A 19,314-nucleotide genomic window follows, 5' to 3' on the forward strand; every position below is an offset into this window, starting at 1 on the left:
ATGAATTATAAATTTATCAAAGGAAGTGTCGCACTGGCTGTACTCGCCGCGCTGAGTGGTTGTAATTCCTCCAAGAATGAAAGTGTCGCCCCCTGTACCGAGAATGTCTGCAAACTGACCGTCCTGCACACCAACGATACCCATGGCCGTTTCTGGCACAACGACAAGGGTGAATACGGTATGGCGGCCCAGAAGACCCTGGTCGAGCGGCTGCGTGCCGAGGCCAAGGCGGCAGGCAGCGAGGTGCTGGTGCTCTCCGGTGGTGACGTGAACACCGGGGTGCCCGAGTCGGATCTGCAGGATGCCGAGCCGGACTTCATGGCCATGAACAGCATTCGTTACGATGCCATGGCCGTGGGCAACCACGAATTTGACAACCCTTTGACTATCCTGGAAAAACAGCGTGAGTGGGCCAAGTTCCCCATGATCTCTGCCAACATCTACGACAAGGCCAGCGGCAAGCGCTACTTCGACCCCTACAAGGTGTTCAAGCTGGAGAGCGGCCTCAAGGTCGCCGTGCTGGGCCTGACCACCGAAGACACCGCCCAGCTGGTGGATCCCAACAACGTCCAGACCCTGGAGTTCCGCGATCCGACCACGGAGGCGGCCAAGCTGGGCCAGCAGATCCGCAGCGACAAAGAGGCGAATCTGGTCTTCGCCATCACCCACATGGGCCACTACGAGAATGGTCAGCACGGCAGCAATGCCCCTGGTGATGTCGAGATGGCGCGCGCGCTGCCGGCCGGCACCCTGGACGCCATCATTGGTGGCCACTCCCAGAATCCGGTCTGCATGGAGCCGGGTACCCCCGACAAGTACGCCAACTTCCAGCCGGGGGACGACTGCCAGCCGGATCAGCAGAATGGCACCTGGATCATGCAGGCCCACGAGTGGGGCAAGTATGTGGGCCGTGCCCAGTTTGACTACCAGAATGGCAAGTTGACCCTGACGAGCTACGACCTGATCCCGGTCAACCTGAAAGACAGCAAGGGTGCCTTCATTCAGGAAGAGATCACCAAGGATCCCGAGCTGTACAACACATTGCTCTCTTACCAAGAGAAAGGGCAGCAGGAACTCGGCGTGGTGATCGGCTCCACCGACGGCAAGCTGGAAGGGGACAGGGCCGTGGTGCGCAGCCAGCAGACCAACCTGGGCCGTCTCATCACCACCGCCACGGCGCAGAAGCTGAACGCCGACTTTGCCATCGTCAACTCCGGCGGGGTGCGTGACTCCATCGTTGCCGGCGACATCAGCTACCGCAGCGTGCTGCTGGTGCACCCCTTCGGCAATACGGTGAACAAGGCCGAGATGAAGGGCAGCGAGCTGGCGACCTACCTGGGTCAGGTAGCGACCAAGACCCGTACCACGGGTGGCTATGCCCAGTTCGGTGGCATCAACATGGCGGTGGATTGCCAGGCCAAGAGCGTGACCATCACCAGCATTGGTGGCAAGACGTTCGATCCGGCGGCGACCTACAGCTTCGCCATCCCGAGCTTCAGCGCGGCGGGTGGCGACGGTTATCCGAAGATCAACACCATCAATGCCGGTCTGGTCGATGCCGCCGTATTGAAGGAGTTCATCGAGCTGAAGAAGACCATCCAGGTGGCCGATTATCAGCCCAATGGTGAAGTCAGTTATTTGAATTCCCCCTCGACTGCGGGCTGCCAATAATATTCAGGCACCCTCGTACTAATTAAAAAAGGCAGCCATGGCTGCCTTTTTTATTCGAGTATTATTCATGGCACCTCATTACATTGACGATGTTGTTATTAATGATTGGCGCATTGTGCGCGGTCACCAGGGCCAAGTGAAATGGCCCAGCAGCCAGGCTGCAAATAAAAAGGCGACCCTGAGGTCGCCTTTTTGGTATTTACCGGAGGGAGGCTATTACAGCTGCTCGATACCGGCGATGTGCCAGGGCGCATTGTCCTTGGCCAGGTTGCGCTCGAGGTGCCACACCTCTTTGATGTCCTCCTCGACCTGCTCCTGACGGTCCATGTAGCGACCGCTGAAGCGCACGCTGACCTGGGCCCAGTCGCTGCCGTAGTCGGCGCGGACCAGCTGGGTGTCCACATACATCACTTCGGTATGCTGCTCGCCGGTCAGCTCGGCGCGCTCGGTCTTGAGCTGTTCGAACAGCTCAGGGCTCACGTACTCGCGTACCTTTTCCAGATCGTTCTTGTTCCAGGCCTCTTGCAGGGTGCGATAGTGATCGCGGGCACCGGACAGGAAACCATTCATGTCAAAGCCCGGGGGCAGACGGAAGGGCACGTCACTGTCGGCAAAACCGGTGGCCTGGGGGGCGCTGTGGCTCTGCTCGAACTGCTGCGGCGCGGCCGATGGCGGCTGATAACCCGCATAGGCAGCCTGTGGCTGGGCTGTCGCCGCCTTGTTCTTGCGCATGGCACGGAACAGGAAGACGGCACCCAGGGCCAACATGGCGATCAGCAGCATGTCCATGCCCTGCAGACCTTCGAAGGCGCCGCTACCCAGCAGGTAGGCGAACAGGCCGCCGGCCAGCAGGCCGCCGAGCAGGCCGCCCATCATGCCGCTCTTCTTGGGAGCTGCGGCCAGGGTCGGGTTCTTGCCATTCACTGGTGCTGCGGCCGGAGCCGGTTGGGCCGGCGCCGTCTTGTAGCTCTTGCCAAAGGATTTGCCGCCACCAAACTTCTTGGCTTCGGCGATGGGTGCCCCGAGGCCAATGGCCAGGATCACGGCAAACAGGGTCAGCATCTTTTTCATTTTGACTCTTTTCACTCTCATGTGGATGGGGGCATGCTCTGCTTGTACGAGGCGCATGGCAGGCTGCCAGTCCCTTTTTGTGGTGCAGCTTGCGACTATGATTAACATGTTTGGCATGAATTATTCATGAACAGATTGTGCCCCATCCAGGGGCTTTGCAGGAGAAGCGCTATGAAAAACAGACGACCGAGTCGGACGGTGCGCAGACAACGTAACAAGGCGCGAGCCAAGGCACAGGATCCGGTGCTGGTGTGGCCCTTCCTCGTGTTGTGAGGCCGCCCCATAGTCCCGAAGCACGATGAGCGCAGGCTTCGCCAGCAACCACCAAGTGGAGGGTGACGTGAATGGCGAGCATTAGCGCTCGCGGTGGCGGGGTTTCTTTTGTAAAATTCCCGTCCCCTTCCCGCTGCGGTTTTTATGTGTATGGCAGAGCAAGTGACGGCGAAAAAAGACGCCAAGACACAACAGCTGAAAGTTCCCCCCCACTCCTTTGAGGCCGAGCAGTCCGTTCTGGGCGGCCTGATGCTGGATAACGAGGCCTGGGACAGGGTCGCCGAGCGGGTGATCGACAAGGATTTCTACAGCCGTCCCCACCGCCTCATCTTCCAGGCCATGACCCGCCTCTCCAACGCGGGCAACCCCATCGATCTCATCACCTTGCAAGAGGAGCTGGAACGCTCCGAGCAGCTGGAAGAGTCCGGTGGTTTTGCCTATCTGGTGGAGATCGCCAAGAACACCCCGAGCGCCGCCAACATCAACGCCTACGCCGAAATCGTGCGTGAGCGGGCCGTGGTGCGGGAGATGATCTCGGTCGCCAACGAGATAGTCGAGGCGGGTTACGAGCCTCAGGGTCGTACCTCCGGCGATCTGCTGGACTTGGCCGAGAGCAAGGTGTTCCAGATCGCCGAGCAGCGCACCAGCGCCAACGAGGGCCCACAGCCCCTGAAGCTCATCCTGGAACAGACGGTCGACAAGATTGAAGAGCTGTTCAAGACCCCCCACAACGGGGTGACCGGGGTCTCCAGCGGTTACGGGGATCTCGACAAGATGACCGCCGGTCTGCAGCGCTCGGATCTCATCATAGTCGCGGCCCGTCCCTCCATGGGCAAGACGACGTTTGCCATGAACCTGTGCGAACACGCGGCCCTCACCGCCGATAAGCCGGTGCTGATCTTCTCCCTCGAGATGCCCTCCGAGCAGATCATCATGCGTATGCTCGCCTCCGTCGGGCGCATCGATCAGACCAAGGTGCGGACCGGCCAGCTCGACGACGAGGATTGGGCGCGGCTCTCTTCCACCATGGGGCTCTTGCTCGAGAAGGGCAAGATGTACATAGACGACGCCTCCGGCCTGACTCCGACCGATGTGCGCTCCCGTGCGCGGCGGATCGCCCGCGAGCACGGTGGGCTCTCCATGATCATGATCGACTACCTGCAGCTGATGCGGGTGCCGGCCCTGTCCGACAACCGAACCCTGGAAATCGGTGAAATCTCCCGCTCCCTCAAGGCGCTGGCGAAAGAGCTGCAATGCCCGGTGGTGGCGCTCTCCCAGCTGAACCGAAGCCTGGAGCAGCGCGCCGACAAGCGCCCGGTCAACTCGGATCTGCGGGAATCCGGCTCCATCGAGCAGGATGCGGATTTGATCATGTTCATCTACCGCGATGAGGTCTATCACGACGACAGCCCCGACAAGGGGATCGCCGAGATCATCATCGGCAAGCAGCGTAACGGTCCCATCGGTCGGGTGCGCCTCACCTTCCAGGGCCAGTTCTCCCGGTTCGACAACTACGCCGGCCCGGCCTTTGATGACGATTACTAAGCGGGAGTTAACAGCTCCCGGATGACAAGACACAGTTTTCCCGGTTCGACAATTCTGCCGGTCCGGCCTTAGACGATGACAATTAAGGGCTGACACCCTCCGGTGCCTGGCGCATGCAAGCGCCATCATGCCCTCGTAAGGGAAAACAGATGAAAGCGGCTATTGCCCAAATCGATACAGCGGCCCTGCGCCACAACCTCGCCGTGGTCAAACGCCACGCCCCTTCTTGCAAGATCATCGCCGTGGTCAAGGCCAACGCCTATGGCCATGGTCTGCTGCCGGTCGCCCGCACCCTGGTGGATGCGGACGCCTACGCGGTGGCCCGCATCGAGGAGGCGCTGATGCTGCGCTCCTGCGCCGTGGTCAAACCCATAGTGCTGCTGGAAGGCTTCTTCTCGAGCGCGGATCTGCCGGTGCTGGCGGCCAACAACCTGCAGACTGCGGTACACACCTGGGAGCAGCTGGAAGCCCTGGAGCAGGCCGAGCTGCCGGCCCCCGTGGTGGCCTGGCTCAAGCTCGATACCGGTATGCACCGGCTCGGGGTGCGGGCCGACGAGATGCCCGCCTTTATCGAACGCCTCGCCAAATGCAAGAACGTGGTGCAGCCGTTCAACATCATGACCCACTTCAGCCGCTCCGATGAGCTGGAACAGGCCACTACCCGCGAACAGATCGACCTGTTCAGCAAGTTGACTGCCCCTCTGGCGGGCGAGCGTGCCATGGCAAACTCGGCGGGTATCCTGGCCTGGCCGGACTCCCACTGCGACTGGGTGCGCCCCGGCGTCATCCTGTACGGTGTGTCGCCCTTCCCTAACACGGTGGCGGCGGATTACGACCTCAAGCCGGTGATGACCCTCAAGACCCAGCTGATCGCGGTGCGGGATCACAAGGCGGGCGAGCCGGTGGGCTATGGGGCGAACTGGGTATCGGAGCGCGATACCCGTCTCGGGGTCATCGCCATCGGCTACGGTGACGGTTACCCGCGCATGGCGCCCAACGGTACATCCGTGCTGGTCAACGGCCGCATAGTGCCCTTGGTGGGTCGGGTCTCCATGGACATGACCACGGTGGATCTCGGCCCCGGCGCCACCGACAAGGCCGGCGACGAGGCCGTGCTCTGGGGCGAAGGCCTGCCGGTGGAGCGGGTGGCCGAGGAGATTGGCACCATTCCCTATGAGCTGATCACCAAGCTCACCTCCAGAGTCTTTATGGAGTACCTGTAGGGTCGATTAGCGAAGCGTAATCGGCCGCTGTCATAACCCAATATGTTCCCCTGCTGAATGCACCAACAAAAAGGCCGCCCTTATCGGGGCGGCCTTTTTTATGCGCTGGTGAGCGCGATGCGGGCATAAAAAGCCCCGCATCGGCGGGGCTTGAGTCTCTGTGATTATGTGGCGCTTAGCCGATCGTCATCAGGCTGGCGTTGCCACCGGCGGCAGCTGTGTTGACCGAGAGGGCGTGTTCGATCAGCAGGCGCTCCAGCGGGATGTCGGTCTCGCCGCGGTGCAGGCCGTGCACGCCGACGATGGCGCCAGGGCGTGCTGCAGCGAGCTTGCTCACCTCGATCAGCTGATCCGAGTCACCGTGGTGCAGCAGGGCATCGAAGCCGATGTCGCCGTTGGCCCAGTCCGCCACCAGCTGGATACGGCCGCGCACCTCGGCCGGCAGGCCGGACTGCAGGGTACGGTTCTGGGCGTTGTCCTGCCACAGCACCTCGGTTCCGACCGCCAGACAGGCTGCCAGCTGGGCCAGCAGATCCGCTTTATCTTCGGCCAGACAGAGCACCCGCTCCCTGGGCAGCAGGCTGTAGGTGTTGCGCTCACCGGTAGGGCCGACCAGCACCTGGGTCAGGCCGCTCTGGGCCAGCTCGCCATACTGGTCGCACAGGGTGACCAGCGCTTTCTCCTGCTTGGCTGCCCAGTTGCGCAGGGCTTGCAGGGCCGGCTTGGTCGCCTCGGTGCGCTGGGTTGCACCGGATTCCTGACGCAGCTGGCTGGCCAGCGCATCCTGCGGGCGGGTCGCCAGCAGGCGGTACATGTAGAGCGGGCCGCCCGCCTTGGGGCCGGTGCCGGAGAGGCCTTCGCCACCGAAGGGTTGCACCCCGACCACGGCACCGACGATGTTGCGGTTCACGTAGAGGTTGCCGACCTTGGCGGTGTTCACCACCTGGGCGATGGTCTCGTCGATCCGGGTGTGGACCCCGAGCGTCAGGCCGTAGCCGCTGTCGTTGATCTGGGTTAGCAGCTCGCCGAGCTTGGCGCGCGGGTAGCGCACCAGGTGCAGCACGGGGCCAAACACCTCGCGGCCGAGCTCATCCAGGCTGTCTAGCTCGATGAGCGTCGGCAGCACGAAGGTGCCGCGGCTGTAATCGGCGCCTTGGGCACGGGCTATCTGATGCACCTTGCGGCCCTTGTCGCTCATGGCCTTGATGTGCTGCTCGATGTTGGCCTTGGCCTCGGCATCGATCACCGGACCTATGTCGGTGGAGAGGTGCTCGGGGTTGCCGACCTTGTACTCGGCCATGGCGCCCTTGAGCATGCGGATCACCCGATCCGCCACGTCTTCCTGCACGCACAGCACCCGCAGGGCGGAGCAGCGCTGGCCGGCACTGTCGAACGCGGAGGAGATGACGTCCATCACCACCTGCTCGGTCAGGGCGGAGGAGTCGACGATCATGGCGTTCTGGCCACCGGTCTCGGCGATGAGGGGGATGGTGCGACCCTGGGCGTCGAGGCGACCGGCCAGGTTGCGGGAGATGATGCCCGCCACCTCGGTGGAGCCGGTGAACATGACGCCGCGTACCCGCTCATCCGCGATAAGCGCCGCACCCACGGTTTCACCGCGGCCCGGCAGCAGTTGTACAGCGCCGGCCGGGACACCGGCTTCCAGCAGGATGCGCACCGCTTGCGCTGCGATGAGCGGGGTCTGTTCGGCAGGCTTGGCCAGCACAGTGTTGCCGGCGGCGAGCGCGGCGCAGACTTGGCCGCTGAAGATGGCCAGCGGGAAGTTCCAGGGGCTGATGCAGACCACGGGGCCCAGCGGCCTGTGGCTGTCGTTCGCGAAGTGGTTGCGGGCCTGGGCGGCGTAGTAGCGCAGGAAGTCCACCGCCTCGCGCACCTCGGCGATGGCGTTGCTAAAGGTCTTGCCGGATTCACGCACCAGCAGGCCCATCAGGGGTTGCAGCTCGGATTCCATCAGATTGGCAGCGCGCTCCAGCACGGCGGCACGCTCGGCCGGCGGAGTCGATTGCCAGATCTGGCCGCTGGCCAGGGCGCAGGCGAGGGCCTGATCGACAAGCTCAGGGCTGGCTTCGCTCACCTGACCGACGATGTCGCGGTGATCTGCCGGGTTGACCACATTCTGGAACTCGGTCGGTGCTGGCATATCAGCGCCCAACATGGGCAGCGCCTGATAGCGGGTATTGGTGCTGCCAAGCAGGGCGGCGGACAGAGACCCCAAGCGATGTTCGTTGGCGAGATCCAGCCCTTCGGAGTTCGGGCGCGCGTCGCCGTACAGATCGCGCGGCAGGGGAATACGCGGGTGCGGCAGGCCCAGGGTGCCTTCGCGGGCGGCCATCTGCTCGATCTGCTGCACCGGATCCTGCACCAGATCCGAGAGGGAGATGTTGTTGTCCGCGATGCGGTTGACGAAGGAGGTGTTGGCCCCGTTCTCCAGCAGGCGGCGCACCAGATAGGCGAGCAGGGTCTCGTGGCTGCCGACCGGCGCATAGATGCGGCAGGGGCGGCCCAGCTTGCCGTCGGCGACCTTGCCAACCACCTGTTCGTACAGCGGTTCACCCATGCCGTGCAGGCACTGGAACTCGTACTGGCCCGGGTAGTAGTTCTGCCCAGCCAGCTGATAAATGGCCGACAGGGAGTGGGCGTTGTGGGTGGCAAACTGGGGATAGATGGCCTCAGGCACCGCCAGCAGCTTGCGGGCGCAGGCCAGATAGGAGAGGTCGGTATAGGGCTTGCGGGTGTAGACCGGATAGCCTTCCAGGCCGTCCTGTTGGGCGCGCTTGATCTCGCTGTCCCAGTAGGCGCCCTTCACCAGCCGGATCATCAGGCGGTGACGGCTGCGCTTGGCCAAGTCGATGACGTAGTCGATCGCATAGGGGCAGCGCTTCTGGTAGGCCTGGATGACGAAGCCGATGCCGTTCCAATCGGCAAGGCTCGGATCGAAGCAGAGCCGCTCCAGCAGATCCAGCGAGATCTCCAGCCGATCAGCTTCCTCGGCGTCGATATTGATGCCGATGTCGTACTGTTTTGCCAACTGGGTCAGGGAGAGCAGGGTGGGGTAGAGCTCCTCCATCACCCGATCGTACTGGGCGCGGCTGTAGCGCGGGTGCAGGGCGGAGAGCTTGATGGAGATGCCCGGGCCCTCGTAGATGCCGCGGCCGTGGGAGGCCTTGCCGATGGCGTGGATGGCCTGCTCGTAGGAGGCGAGATAACGCTTGGCGTCCTCCTCGGTCAGGGCCGCCTCCCCCAGCATGTCGTAGGAGTAACGGAAGCCCTTGCTCTCGGTGCTGCCGGCGTTCGCCAGTGCCTCGGCTATGGTCTCGCCGGTGACGAACTGCTCACCCATCAGCCGCATGGCCATGTCGACGCCCTTGCGGATCAGCGGCTCGCCGCCCTTGCCGATCAACCCCTTGAGGGAGGTGTTGAGGCCGGCCTCGTTATGGGTGGCCACCAGCTTGCCGGTGATGAGCAGGCCCCAGGAGGCGGCATTGACGAACAGCGAGGTGCTGTTGCCCAGATGCTGGCTCCAGTTGCCGCCACTGATCTTGTCGCGGATGAGGGCATCGCGAGTCGCCTTGTCCGGGATGCGCAGCAGCGCCTCCGCCAGACACATCAGCGCCACCCCTTCCTGGGAGGAGAGGGAGAACTCCTGCAGCAACCCCTGCACCAAGCCTTGGCGGCCGCTGGCCCCCTTCTGGTTGCGCAGCTTCTCGGCGATGCTCATGGCGAGCTTCTGGGTCGCCTCGGCCTTGTCCTTGGGCAGGCGGGCCTGCTCCAGCAGCATGGGCACGGCCTCCGTTTCGGGACGGCGGTAGGCGGAGGTGATGGCGGCGCGCAGCACGGACTGCGGCAAGATGCTCTCGGCGAACTCGAGGAAGACCTGGATGCCCTGCTCGGTCAGCGCCTCGACGGCTTCTTCACCAGCGGCAGCGGCCAGGCCGGACTGCTCGGCCGGGGTCAGGCCCTGCTCCAGCTGCTCCAGATAGGTGAAGATCGCCTGCTTGATCAGCCAGTGGGGGGTGCGATCCAGGGTCTGGGCGGCCTGCTTGAGTCGGTCGCGGGTCGCATCATCGAGTTTAACGCCAAGGGTAGTGGTGGCCATGGGACTTCCTGTGTCGAGAAGGTAACAATATTACCGGACGGTTAAATTTTGGCGATAATGGTGCAACTAGGTGCAACCCGCAAGTTATAAATTTTAATGCCTGCGCTACATTGCTGAATTAAGCCGTGCCTGTTGGGCTGGGGATAGGGCCGGGCGAGGCGTTGCCACCGGCATTTTTTGCCGGGAGATGAGGGACTTGGTGGCTTGTCTCCCTCGGTCTTGGAAAAAGGTGCAACCCAGAATGATGTGAGGTTGCTCTTTGCTCGTCTGACCTCCGCCATCAGGTGAGGGAGCGTCAGCGGCCGACTCTTCTATGCTGATAGCGGGTTTGCAGATCACATCCCTCAGTGACAAGGAGAAAGCCATGGCGCGTGTCAGTACCTATCTCAACTTCGCCCGGGAGACGGAGGCCGCCTTCCTGTTCTACCGGGAGGTGTTTGGCGGCGACTTCAACGGCCCCATCCACCGATTCAAGGACTCCCCCGGTTGCCCGGGCCAGCCGGCCCTGTCCGAGGCGGACGGGGAGCTGGTGATGCACGTGGAGCTCGCCATCCTCGGCGGCCATGTGTTGATGGGCACGGATGCCCCCGCCAGCATGGGCTTCACCCTGGTGCAGGGCAACAACAGCTACCTCAATCTGGAGCCGGACAGCCGCGCCGAGACCGACAGGCTGTTTGCGGCCCTGGGGGCGGGGGGCAAGGTGGAGATGGCGCTGCAGGAGATGTTCTGGGGCGACTACTTCGGATCCCTGGTGGACAAGTTCGGTACCCACTGGATGTTCAACTGCCAGAGCAAGACCTGATAGCGGTTTTGTCATGAAAAAGGGCGCCTCGGCGCCCTTTTTGTCTGTTTGTTCTGACCAAAACCTTATTTGCTGTGCCCCACCATGTCGGCGGGCACCACCCAGGCATCGAACTGCTGGGCCGTGAGGTGGCCGGAGGCGATGGCTGCCTCCCGCAAACTGGAGCCCTCGTGGTGAGCGCGCTTGGCGATCTCGGCCGCCTTGTCGTAGCCGATGTGGGGATTGAGCGCCGTCACCAGCATCAGGGAGCTGGCCAGTAGCGCGTCGATGCGGGCCCGGTTCGGGCTGATGCCGCGGGCACAGTGCTCGTTGAAGCTCTTCATGCCGTCCGCCAGCAGCCGCACGCTCTGCAAAAAGTTGTGGGCGATCATGGGCCTGAACACGTTGAGCTCGAAGTTGCCGCTGGCGCCGCCGATGTTGATGGCCACGTCGTTGCCCATCACCTGGGCGCACAGCATGGTGAGCGCCTCGCTCTGGGTCGGGTTGACCTTGCCCGGCATGATGGAGGAGCCGGGCTCGTTCTCGGGGATGAGCAACTCGCCGAGGCCGCTGCGGGGGCCGCTCGCGAGCCAGCGCACGTCGTTGGCGATCTTCATCAAGGAAGCCGCCAGCGTCTTGAGGGCGCCATGGGCAAAGACCTGGGCATCGCTCGCCGCCAGCGCCTCGAACTTGTTGGGGGCGCTGACCAGCGGCAGGCCCGTCTGCTCGGCCAGGGTCTTGGCCACCGCTTCGGCGAAGCCGGGGGGACAGTTCAGGCCTGTGCCGACGGCTGTGCCGCCGAGGGCCAGCTCATACAGATGGGGCAGGGTGGCGCGCAGGTGGCGTTCTCCCTGACCGAGCTGGGCGACCCAGCCGGAGATCTCCTGTCCCAGGGTGAGGGGGGTGGCATCTTGCAGGTGGGTGCGGCCAATCTTGACGATGTCATCGAAGGCGGCGGCCTTGCTGGCGAGGGTCTCTTTCAGGGCGACAAGCGCCGGCAGCAGCTGGCCCGTGATGGCGGTGACGGCGGCCAGGTTCATGGCGCTCGGGAAGACGTCGTTGCTGGACTGGCTCTTGTTGACCTCGTCGTTGGGATGCACCAGCCGCGCCTCGCCCCGGGCACCGCCGAGCAGTTCGCTGGCGCGGTTCGCCAGCACCTCGTTGAGGTTCATGTTGGTCTGGGTGCCGGAGCCGGTCTGCCACACCATCAGCGGAAATTCCTCCCCGTGCTGGCCGCACAGGATCTCGTCGGCGGCGGCCATGATGGCCTGGGCCTTGCGTGCGGGTAGCAGGCCAAGGCCATGGTTGACCCGGGCACAGGCCGACTTGATGCGGGCGAGGGCGTGGATGATCTCCAGCGGCTGCCGCTCCCCCGAGATGTTGAAATGGTGCAGGGAACGCTGGGTCTGGGCACCCCAGAGTCTGTCCGCCGGGACGGCTATCTCCCCCAGGCTGTCTCTTTCCATCCTGATGTTCATCTGCGCTCTCCTGCCGTTGGGTATTCCCTAGCATGACCATAAAGGGTGGCCGAGGCCAGCTTGCTTATTCCTGCGCCTTACATATAATAAGTAAAGCTTATTATATAGGTTGGCTATCATGAACAAACAATCCGATTCCCTCGGCTTCCTGCTCGGCGACGTGCAGCGCCTGATGCGCCGCCAGTTCCAGCAGCAGCTGGAAGGCAGCTGCCTGACCCTGGCTCAGGCGCGCGCCCTGGTCCACATCGCCCGCGATGAGGGGATCCGCCAGGTGGAGCTGGCCGAGCGGTTGGATATTCAGCCCATTACGCTCGCGCGTCAGCTCGATCAGCTGGCCGAGAACGGCCTGGTGGAGCGGCGCAACGATCCCAGCGATCGGCGGGCCTATCAGCTCTATCTGACCGAGGCCGCGACCCCTTATCTGGCGATGATCAAGCAAGCCTCGGCGGCGGTGCATCAGCGCGCCATCGGCGAGCTGGGGGAGGAGGCGACACGCGCGCTGTGCGACTCCCTCAAGACCCTGCGCACCAACCTTTCCCACTCCTGACTCTTTCTCCTTCAAGCACCATTAGCGGAGCGTTTTTATGAATGCCACTTCTCCCTCCTCCCAGGGCCTCGTCACGCCGAGCCCCGTTGCCCCGAGCCCCGGTGCCAACCGCCGCCGGACCAGACTGCTGTTGCTGGTGGTTGTGCCCGCGCTGGCCCTGCTCGGCATCGGTGCCATCTACATGCTGGGTGGCCGTTACGTCGAGACCGACAACGCCTATGTGAAGGCCGACAAGGTACCCATCAGTACCGAGGTGCTGGGCCGGGTGGCCAAGGTGCTCGTCGGCGAGAATGAACAGGTCAAGGCCGGCCAGCTGATGTTCGAGCTGGATCCGGAATCCTTCCTGGTGGCCGTGACCAAGGCCGAGGCCGAGCTTGCCAAGGTGCGCACCGATCTGGTGGCGCTGCAGACCAGTTATCGCGGTCAGCAGGCGGAGATCGACGTGGCCCGCACCCGCCATGCCTATGCCCTGAAGGAAGAGCACCGTCAGGCGGATCTGGTGGCCAAGCACTTCACCTCCACCGCCAACTATGACGATGCGCGTCAGCTCACCATCCAGACCGCCCAGCAACAGGTGGCGTTGGAGGAGGGGCTCAAGCAGATAGAGGCCTCCCTGAACGGGGACGTCAACCTGCCGGTGGAGCAGCAACCCGCCTATCAGGAAGCCGCCGCCGGCCTCGCCAAGGCCAAGCTGGATCTCGCCCGCACCAAGATTTATGCCCCCGCCAACGGCATCGCCAGCCAGCTGCCCAAGCCGGGCCAGTACAGCCTGGTGGGCATGACCGCCATGATGCTGGTGGAGACGGACAGCCCCTGGGTCGAGGCGAACTTCACCGAGACCGAGCTGACCCATGTCCAGCCGGGACAGCGGGTCGACATCAGTGTGGATACCTACCCGGACGCCCAATGGCACGGGGTGGTACAGAGCCTGAGTCCGGCCACCGGCTCCGAGTTCTCGGTGATCCCGGCCCAGAATGCCACCGGCAACTGGGTCAAGATCGCCCAGCGGGTGGCGGTGCGGATCAAGCTCGACGAGGTGACCGATCAGCCCGTGCTGCGGGCGGGCCTGAGCGCCATGACCAAGATCGACACCGGCCACAAACGCAGCCTGCTGGGCTGGTCATTCTGAGGTTGATATGACAACGCAAAGCCATCAGGGAGCCGATCAACGTTCCCAGCGTGGCTTCATCACCCTGTCGGTGATGTTGGCCACCATCATGCAGGCGCTGGATACCACCATCGCCAACGTGGCCCTGCCCCATATGCAGGGCGCCATGGGCGCGACCCAGGATCAGATCTCCTGGGTGCTCACCTCCTACATAGTGGCTGCCGCCATCTTCATGCCGCTGACCGGTTTCATCTCGGCGAGAATTGGCCGCAAGCGGCTGTTCATGTGGTCGGTGGCGGGCTTCACCGTCGCCTCCATGCTCTGCGGCGCGGCCCAGAGCCTGGATCAAATCGTCCTGTTCCGCCTGCTGCAGGGGATCTTCGGCGCCAGCCTGGTGCCGCTCTCCCAGGCCGTACTGCTCGATACCTACCCGCCCGAGAAACACGGCTCAGCCATGGCGCTCTGGGGAATCGGGGTCATGGTCGGCCCCATCCTCGGGCCTTCGCTGGGCGGTTGGCTCACCGAGTACTACAACTGGCGCTGGGTGTTCTACATCAACCTGCCGTTCGGCCTGCTGGCCTGGTTCGGGCTCGCCGCCTTCATCGAGGAGACCAAGCTCGATGCGAGCCGCCGCTTCGATCTGCTGGGCTTCGCCCTGCTCAGCCTGGGCATAGGGGCGCTGCAGATGGCGCTGGACAGAGGGGAGTCCCAGAACTGGTTCGCGAGCCCCGAGATCGTCATCGAGACCATCCTGATGGTGATGGCGTTCTATCTGTTCGTGGTGCACATCTTCACCCACAAGCACCCCTACATAGAGCCGGCCCTGTTCAAGGATCGCAACTTCAGCGTGGGGCTGGTGTTCATCTTCATCGTCGGCATCATACTGCTGGCGACCATGACCCTGTTGCCCCCCTTCATGCAGGGACTGATGGGCTACCCGGTGATCGACGTGGGCTACCTGCTGGCCCCGCGCGGGGTGGGCACCATGTTCGCCATGATGCTGGTGGGACGGCTGTCGGGGCGGGTAGACGTGCGCTACCTCATCCTGACGGGGTTGCTGCTCACCAGCTTCTCCATGTGGGAGATGACCCTGTTCAACACCGACATCAGCAGCTGGGACATAGTGCGTACCGGGATCGTGCAGGGGCTGGGGCTTGGCTTCATCTTCGTGCCGCTCTCCACCATCACCTTCGCGACCCTGGCGCCGCGCTATCGCAACGAGGGCACGGCGCTGTTCAGCCTGGTGCGCAACATCGGCAGCAGCATCGGTATCTCGGTGGTGATCACCTACCTGGCCCAGCGCACCCAGATGAACCACGAGGTGTTCGCCTCCTACATCACCCCCTTCAACACCGGATTGCAGCAGGGGATGGGGGCGGCGGCGCTGATGACCCCCAAGGGACTCGCCATGCTCAACGGCGAGGTGACCCGTCAGGCCAGCCTGCTCGCCTATCTGCAGGACTTCCGGCTGATGATGTGGGTGACCCTGTGCGCCATCCCGCTGGTGCTGTTGCTCAAGACCCCCAAGGGCGGCGGCAAGCAGGAGGAGCTGGCAATCCTGGAATAAGATCTTGTCCGGGCGCGTTTGGGATAAGAAATGGGATAAAAAAGAGGGATGGCCCGGGCCATCCCTCTTCTCATTTTTGCATCGCTTGGATTATGCCAACCGCATCAGACCCTGGGGGTGAAGGGGGTCAGTCCGGCAAGGGGAGCCGCGTCCATAAATTCCTGGGGTGTCTCGCCGTGCTTGAAGATCTTGAAGCCCTCGCCACGGGCGCTCCAGTACTCGATGGACTCGCCACTGATCTGCAGCAGGCTGGCCTCGCGCAGGGCCACCACGTGCTCGCTCGGGTTGATGGCACAGAACTCGGCGAGGCGCTCGTCGCGGGTCTCCCCCATGTGGCCGCTGATGCTGGCATCCAGATAGTGGGGATTGATCTGCTGGGGGAACAGGCCCAAGGCCGGCAGTACGGCGGCGTTGCACACTGGCATGTCATTGGTGGTGCGGATGCTCGGGGTCGCCACGTTGCAACCGGCGCTCCAGCCCACATAGGGCACGCCACGCTCGCGCACCGCGCGCTGGATTGGCACCACCAGGCCGTATTCGTGCAACAGCTGGTTCAGGCGCCAGGTGTTGCCGCCGCTGATGAAGATGGCATCGGCCTGATTGATGGCCTCCACCGGATCGTCGAACTGGTGGAGGCTGATGGCTTCCACTCCCAGGCTCTCGCCGAGTTCATTGGCGCGGGCATCCCAGTCGCTGCGGATCACCGCATAGGGGATGAGCAGGATGCGCTTGACCTGTTTGCGGGCGAGCAGGTCCTGTACCCGCTCGCGGGCCCAACCCAGCAGGCCGGGGTGTTCGGCGGCTTTACCGTTGCTCAGAAGAAGCAGTTCCATAGTGACTCCTCGATATCGAAAGGCACAGGGTCAACTGACCCTGAGAACCTGCTCACGTTCTTGTTGTGAGGCCGTGATCAAGGCGCATGTGCAGCTCGCCTGTTTGTAACCAAGAGTGCTCGTGTATTCACATGCACACCGGTTCCGGCGCTGCGCGTTACCTTGCTGACGACCTCTGGTCACAGAGCGTGAACAGGTTCTGAGAAAAGCAGGAGGGCACCATACCCCCATAGCGCTGCCAAGTGTGTGATCTCATCGCGTTTTGTGCCCGGCGGCCGACGAAGTGCGCGTTTTTTGGTCAGTCAGGGTTGCCGCACCAGGGCGCCGAGTGGACATCGGCATAGAGCAGCATCAGCTCGGCCAGGGAGTCGACCTCGAGCCGCCGCATCAGGCTGGCGCGGCACACCTCGACGGTGCGCACCGAGATGCAGAGCGTGCTCGCGATTTGCTGGTTCTTGTGGCCCAGGGCGATGAGCTGCAGCAACTGGTGCTCGCGGGGGGTGAGGCGCCGATAGGCCTGTTGGTTCGCGAGGCGCGTCGCCGCTGTTTGGGTCGCCTGCCATGCGCGCTCGATGGCGGCGAGCAGGGGGGCGAGCTGCACCGGTTTTTGCAGGAAGTCGACGGCCCCCTGTTTGAGGGATTCCACCGCCAGGGGCACATCCCCGTGGCCGGTGAGAAAGAGGATGGCGATGGGGCTCTGGGCCTCCTTGAGCCGTTGCTGCAACTCGGGGCCCGACAGCCCCGGCATGCGGCAATCCAGGATGAGACAGGCGGGCAGACCCAGGTCCACCTCGGCGAGGAAGCGCTCGCCATCGGCGAAGCCGTGCGCCGGGAGATCGCAGCTCTCCAGCATGAAGCCGAGGGAGTCGAGCACGGCCTGATCGTCGTCGACCAGGTAGAGCGGGAGTCGGTTTGTGGTCGGCATGTCAGTTCCTTGTGCCGGGGGCGGCGTTGGCCTGCGGGGGATCCATGGGGAGTTCGACCCGGGCGAGGCAGCCCCGGGTCGGGACGTTCGTCAGGCTGAAACGGCCGTGGTGAAATTCCACCACGTCCCGACAGATGGCGAGGCCGAGCCCCATGCCATCGGCCTTGCTGCTGTAAAATGCCTGCCGCAGCTGCGCCTGGGAAGCCGCGAGGCCGGGGCCATTGTCTTGCACCTCCAGCCGCAGCCGGTCCGGCTCGAAGGCTAGCCGCAGCTCGACCCCGGGCTCTGCCCCTGCCGCTTGCGTTGCGGCCATGTCTGTCTGCGCCGCACTCTCGGCGCCGTTCTTGACGAGATTCACCAGCAACTGCTCTATCCCGGTGCCATCCAGCAGCAGCCGGCGTGGCTGGCCCTGCCAGCCGACGGTCAGGTGGACGCCAAGCGGCGCCAGCATCTGTTCAAGCAGCGGCGTCAGCCGCCCCATCAGCGCCACCAGATCCGTGGGCTCGGGACTGCGAGGCTGCTTTCGCCAGCGGGATCGCAGCCGCCCTATGGTCTGGCTGATGCGCTCTACCTGCTGACCTATCTGCTCCAGGGCCAAGGTCAGGGCCGGATCCGGCCCTGTTTGTTCCCGGCCTTCCTGCTCGCATTTGGCGAGGCGTCGCAGGGCCCCCTGGCTGTAGCCAGCGATGGCGGTCAGGGGCTGGTTGATCTCGTGGGCCATGTTGGCGCCGAGCTCGCCGAGCTCCGCGAGGCGCCGGGCCTGCTCGAGCTGGCGCCCCTGCTCATCGAGCCGGCGGCGGGCTTTGAGCAGTCGCCGCTGGCTGCGGTTGAACAGATATTGCAGCAGCAGGTGGTGGCCGCCGAGCAGTGCCAGCACCAGCAGGGCGCCCCAGCCCCACTGTCGATGCTGGCGCAGCCAATGCCAGGCCTCTTGCCACCAGGGGCTCTGCAAGGGGTGGCGATCCAGCTCCTTGAGCAGGCGGTCGATGGCCAGCGGGCTGGTGGGCACGGTCCAGCCCGCCGAGTCGGCGGCCAGAGCGGCCTCAGAGTCCGGGGGCAGGGCGAACAGGGCGCGGGTGACTGCCAGCGCCAGCGCGGGGGAGACCCGCTCCGTGCTCGCGAGGGACCAGTTCGGGTAGAGCCGGGTCGAGCTCTGGCAGCCGAGGCCGGTGGCGGCCTGCTTGTCCAGCACCCGGAAATCCGAATGGAGGATCTTGCCCTCCCGCACCATGCGCTCCAGCTGGCAGACCGGCACTATGGCGGCAGCTACCGCCTTGCTCTGTAGCTGGGAGATCAGTTTATCCAGCGGGAATCCGGTGAAGTTTATCGCTGAAAAGAAGTCATCTATCCGCACACCTTGCTGATATGCCTCGAAACGGTAGGCGAGATAACCCCCGAAGGCCTCCTGGGACACGGCGGCAACCGCCTCTCCCTTGAGATCCTGCCAGCGCCGGAAGGGGGCGTCGGCGCGCACCACCAGGGCGGCGCCGATGGCGAGATTGTCCCCGCCGTCCGGGCTCCTCAGGGTCGCGAGCCAGGCGAGGGGATACTGGCGTGACAGGCTGACCAGTTGCCCCGGGTTGGTGATGACGAAGTCCAAATGCTCCCCGGCGACGGCCTCGGCCAGCCCGTCGAGTTCCAGCGGCACCAGTTTGAAGTGCTGGCCCGGCACCCTCTGTGCCAGCCAGCTCATCAGCGGCTGCCACTGCTGGCGAGTGAGGGGGAGGCCACGAGTCGCCAGCACGCCGACCCGCACCGGCGCTGCCTGGGCCGAGTCGGGCGGTGTCTGGCCCGGCACCGGCGCCGTCTGGCGTGACGGGAACAGGGGCGGGTTCGGCTGCGGCATGGCCAAGGCGGGCCAGGCCATCAGCCAGAGCAGCAGGCCGGACAGCAGCCAGCTCAGCCGCCGGCACCGGAACGATGGCGAGGGTTGGAGGAACAGGGGCGCGAACATAGGCGGCCAGTCTATCACCGGGAGGGCCATCAGGGGCCGGCTTGGCTCCCTGCCGAGCGGTGAATGGGGGACTCGTCACAGTTCGGTCTTTGGCGCGCGGATTTTATTGCGCTGGATCAAGGGGGCCTTCGCTATGTGGAAAACCACAATAGAGACGGATTTTTGTGCTGGGGACAATGGGCGCATCCCCACGCTTGCCCTCGGGCGAGCCAGCAGAAGGA

13 protein-coding genes are annotated in these 19,314 nt (G+C 64.0%); 7 read left to right on the forward strand and 6 right to left on the reverse strand.

Annotation, left to right across the window (positions count from 1 at the left end; genetic code table 11):
- Nucleotides 1–1,671 carry a bifunctional UDP-sugar hydrolase/5'-nucleotidase UshA gene (gene ushA, locus ACZ9IL_RS00610; protein WP_476001747.1) on the forward strand — a complete coding sequence of 557 codons (1,671 nt, stop codon included), beginning with the start codon at nucleotides 1–3 and terminating at the stop codon, nucleotides 1,669–1,671.
- A 216-nt stretch (nucleotides 1,672–1,887) separates the two neighbouring features.
- On the opposite strand, the gene ACZ9IL_RS00615 is transcribed toward ushA, so the two are convergent.
- A complete protein-coding gene (locus ACZ9IL_RS00615) occupies nucleotides 1,888–2,742 on the reverse strand; it encodes a Tim44 domain-containing protein (RefSeq protein ID WP_476001748.1) in 855 nt (284 codons plus the stop codon).
- A 423-nt stretch (nucleotides 2,743–3,165) separates the two neighbouring features.
- Between ACZ9IL_RS00615 and dnaB the strand changes: the two genes are divergently transcribed.
- Both dnaB and alr read left to right on the forward strand, forming a co-directional pair.
- Entirely contained in the window at nucleotides 3,166–4,560 is a 1,395-nt protein-coding gene (dnaB, locus tag ACZ9IL_RS00620) for a replicative DNA helicase (protein WP_033130625.1), read from the forward strand.
- A gap of 149 nt (nucleotides 4,561–4,709) precedes the next feature.
- Nucleotides 4,710–5,783, forward strand: a complete 1,074-nt coding sequence (gene alr / locus ACZ9IL_RS00625; protein ID WP_476001749.1) for an alanine racemase — start codon at nucleotides 4,710–4,712, stop codon at nucleotides 5,781–5,783.
- A gap of 175 nt (nucleotides 5,784–5,958) precedes the next feature.
- Here alr and putA read toward each other — a convergent pair whose 3' ends face one another.
- Nucleotides 5,959–9,900 carry a trifunctional transcriptional regulator/proline dehydrogenase/L-glutamate gamma-semialdehyde dehydrogenase gene (gene putA, locus ACZ9IL_RS00630; RefSeq protein ID WP_476001750.1) on the reverse strand — a complete coding sequence of 1,314 codons (3,942 nt, stop codon included), beginning with the start codon at nucleotides 9,898–9,900 and terminating at the stop codon, nucleotides 5,959–5,961.
- A 364-nt stretch (nucleotides 9,901–10,264) separates the two neighbouring features.
- Between putA and ACZ9IL_RS00635 the strand changes: the two genes are divergently transcribed.
- On the forward strand, nucleotides 10,265–10,702 hold the full coding sequence (locus ACZ9IL_RS00635; RefSeq protein ID WP_042645007.1) for a VOC family protein: 438 nt from the start codon (nucleotides 10,265–10,267) through the stop codon (nucleotides 10,700–10,702).
- Between the two features lie 65 nt (nucleotides 10,703–10,767).
- On the opposite strand, the gene fumC is transcribed toward ACZ9IL_RS00635, so the two are convergent.
- A complete protein-coding gene (gene fumC / locus ACZ9IL_RS00640; protein ID WP_476001751.1) occupies nucleotides 10,768–12,159 on the reverse strand; it encodes a class II fumarate hydratase in 1,392 nt (463 codons plus the stop codon).
- 118 nt (nucleotides 12,160–12,277) lie between these two features.
- On the opposite strand from fumC, the gene ACZ9IL_RS00645 reads away from it, so the two are divergent.
- The 3 genes from ACZ9IL_RS00645 to ACZ9IL_RS00655 are packed head-to-tail and all read left to right on the forward strand — an operon-like array spanning nucleotide 12,278 to nucleotide 15,381.
- Nucleotides 12,278–12,706: a MarR family winged helix-turn-helix transcriptional regulator gene (locus tag ACZ9IL_RS00645; RefSeq protein WP_476001752.1), complete on the forward strand. Its 429-nt coding sequence runs from the start codon at nucleotides 12,278–12,280 to the stop codon at nucleotides 12,704–12,706.
- A gap of 37 nt (nucleotides 12,707–12,743) precedes the next feature.
- Nucleotides 12,744–13,835, forward strand: coding sequence for an HlyD family secretion protein (locus tag ACZ9IL_RS00650; RefSeq protein WP_476001753.1), 1,092 nt, complete (start codon nucleotides 12,744–12,746; stop codon nucleotides 13,833–13,835).
- Between the two features lie 7 nt (nucleotides 13,836–13,842).
- Complete coding sequence (locus tag ACZ9IL_RS00655; protein ID WP_476001754.1) at nucleotides 13,843–15,381, forward strand: DHA2 family efflux MFS transporter permease subunit; 1,539 nt, start codon at nucleotides 13,843–13,845, stop codon at nucleotides 15,379–15,381.
- A 104-nt stretch (nucleotides 15,382–15,485) separates the two neighbouring features.
- Here ACZ9IL_RS00655 and pepE read toward each other — a convergent pair whose 3' ends face one another.
- The 3 genes from pepE to ACZ9IL_RS00670 form a co-directional block, all read right to left on the reverse strand.
- A complete protein-coding gene (gene pepE, locus ACZ9IL_RS00660) occupies nucleotides 15,486–16,214 on the reverse strand; it encodes a dipeptidase PepE (protein WP_476001755.1) in 729 nt (242 codons plus the stop codon).
- Nucleotides 16,215–16,512: 298 nt separating this feature from the next.
- Nucleotides 16,513–17,139: a response regulator transcription factor gene (locus ACZ9IL_RS00665; protein ID WP_476001756.1), complete on the reverse strand. Its 627-nt coding sequence runs from the start codon at nucleotides 17,137–17,139 to the stop codon at nucleotides 16,513–16,515.
- 1 nt (nucleotide 17,140) lies between these two features.
- A complete protein-coding gene (locus tag ACZ9IL_RS00670) occupies nucleotides 17,141–19,093 on the reverse strand; it encodes a sensor histidine kinase (protein ID WP_476001757.1) in 1,953 nt (650 codons plus the stop codon).
- Nucleotides 19,094–19,314 lie beyond the last annotated feature (221 nt).

This window comes from Aeromonas sp. TECH754, from assembly GCF_056279295.1.

Excerpts from the sequence above, each read along its gene's own strand:
- dnaB (WP_033130625.1), top strand. The coding sequence starts at position 3,166 with ATGGCAGAGCAAGTGACGGCGAAAAAAGACGCCAAGACACAACAGCTG.
- ACZ9IL_RS00650 (WP_476001753.1), top strand. The coding sequence starts at position 12,744 with ATGAATGCCACTTCTCCCTCCTCCCAGGGCCTCGTCACGCCGAGCCCC.
- ACZ9IL_RS00670 (WP_476001757.1), bottom strand. The coding sequence starts at position 19,093 with ATGTTCGCGCCCCTGTTCCTCCAACCCTCGCCATCGTTCCGGTGCCGG.
- ACZ9IL_RS00665 (WP_476001756.1), bottom strand. The coding sequence starts at position 17,139 with ATGCCGACCACAAACCGACTCCCGCTCTACCTGGTCGACGACGATCAG.
- ACZ9IL_RS00655 (WP_476001754.1), top strand. The coding sequence starts at position 13,843 with ATGACAACGCAAAGCCATCAGGGAGCCGATCAACGTTCCCAGCGTGGC.
- alr (WP_476001749.1), top strand. The coding sequence starts at position 4,710 with ATGAAAGCGGCTATTGCCCAAATCGATACAGCGGCCCTGCGCCACAAC.
- ACZ9IL_RS00635 (WP_042645007.1), top strand. The coding sequence starts at position 10,265 with ATGGCGCGTGTCAGTACCTATCTCAACTTCGCCCGGGAGACGGAGGCC.
- ushA (WP_476001747.1), top strand. The coding sequence starts at position 1 with ATGAATTATAAATTTATCAAAGGAAGTGTCGCACTGGCTGTACTCGCC.
- fumC (WP_476001751.1), bottom strand. The coding sequence starts at position 12,159 with ATGAACATCAGGATGGAAAGAGACAGCCTGGGGGAGATAGCCGTCCCG.
- putA (WP_476001750.1), bottom strand. The coding sequence starts at position 9,900 with ATGGCCACCACTACCCTTGGCGTTAAACTCGATGATGCGACCCGCGAC.
- ACZ9IL_RS00615 (WP_476001748.1), bottom strand. The coding sequence starts at position 2,742 with ATGAAAAAGATGCTGACCCTGTTTGCCGTGATCCTGGCCATTGGCCTC.
- ACZ9IL_RS00645 (WP_476001752.1), top strand. The coding sequence starts at position 12,278 with ATGAACAAACAATCCGATTCCCTCGGCTTCCTGCTCGGCGACGTGCAG.
- pepE (WP_476001755.1), bottom strand. The coding sequence starts at position 16,214 with ATGGAACTGCTTCTTCTGAGCAACGGTAAAGCCGCCGAACACCCCGGC.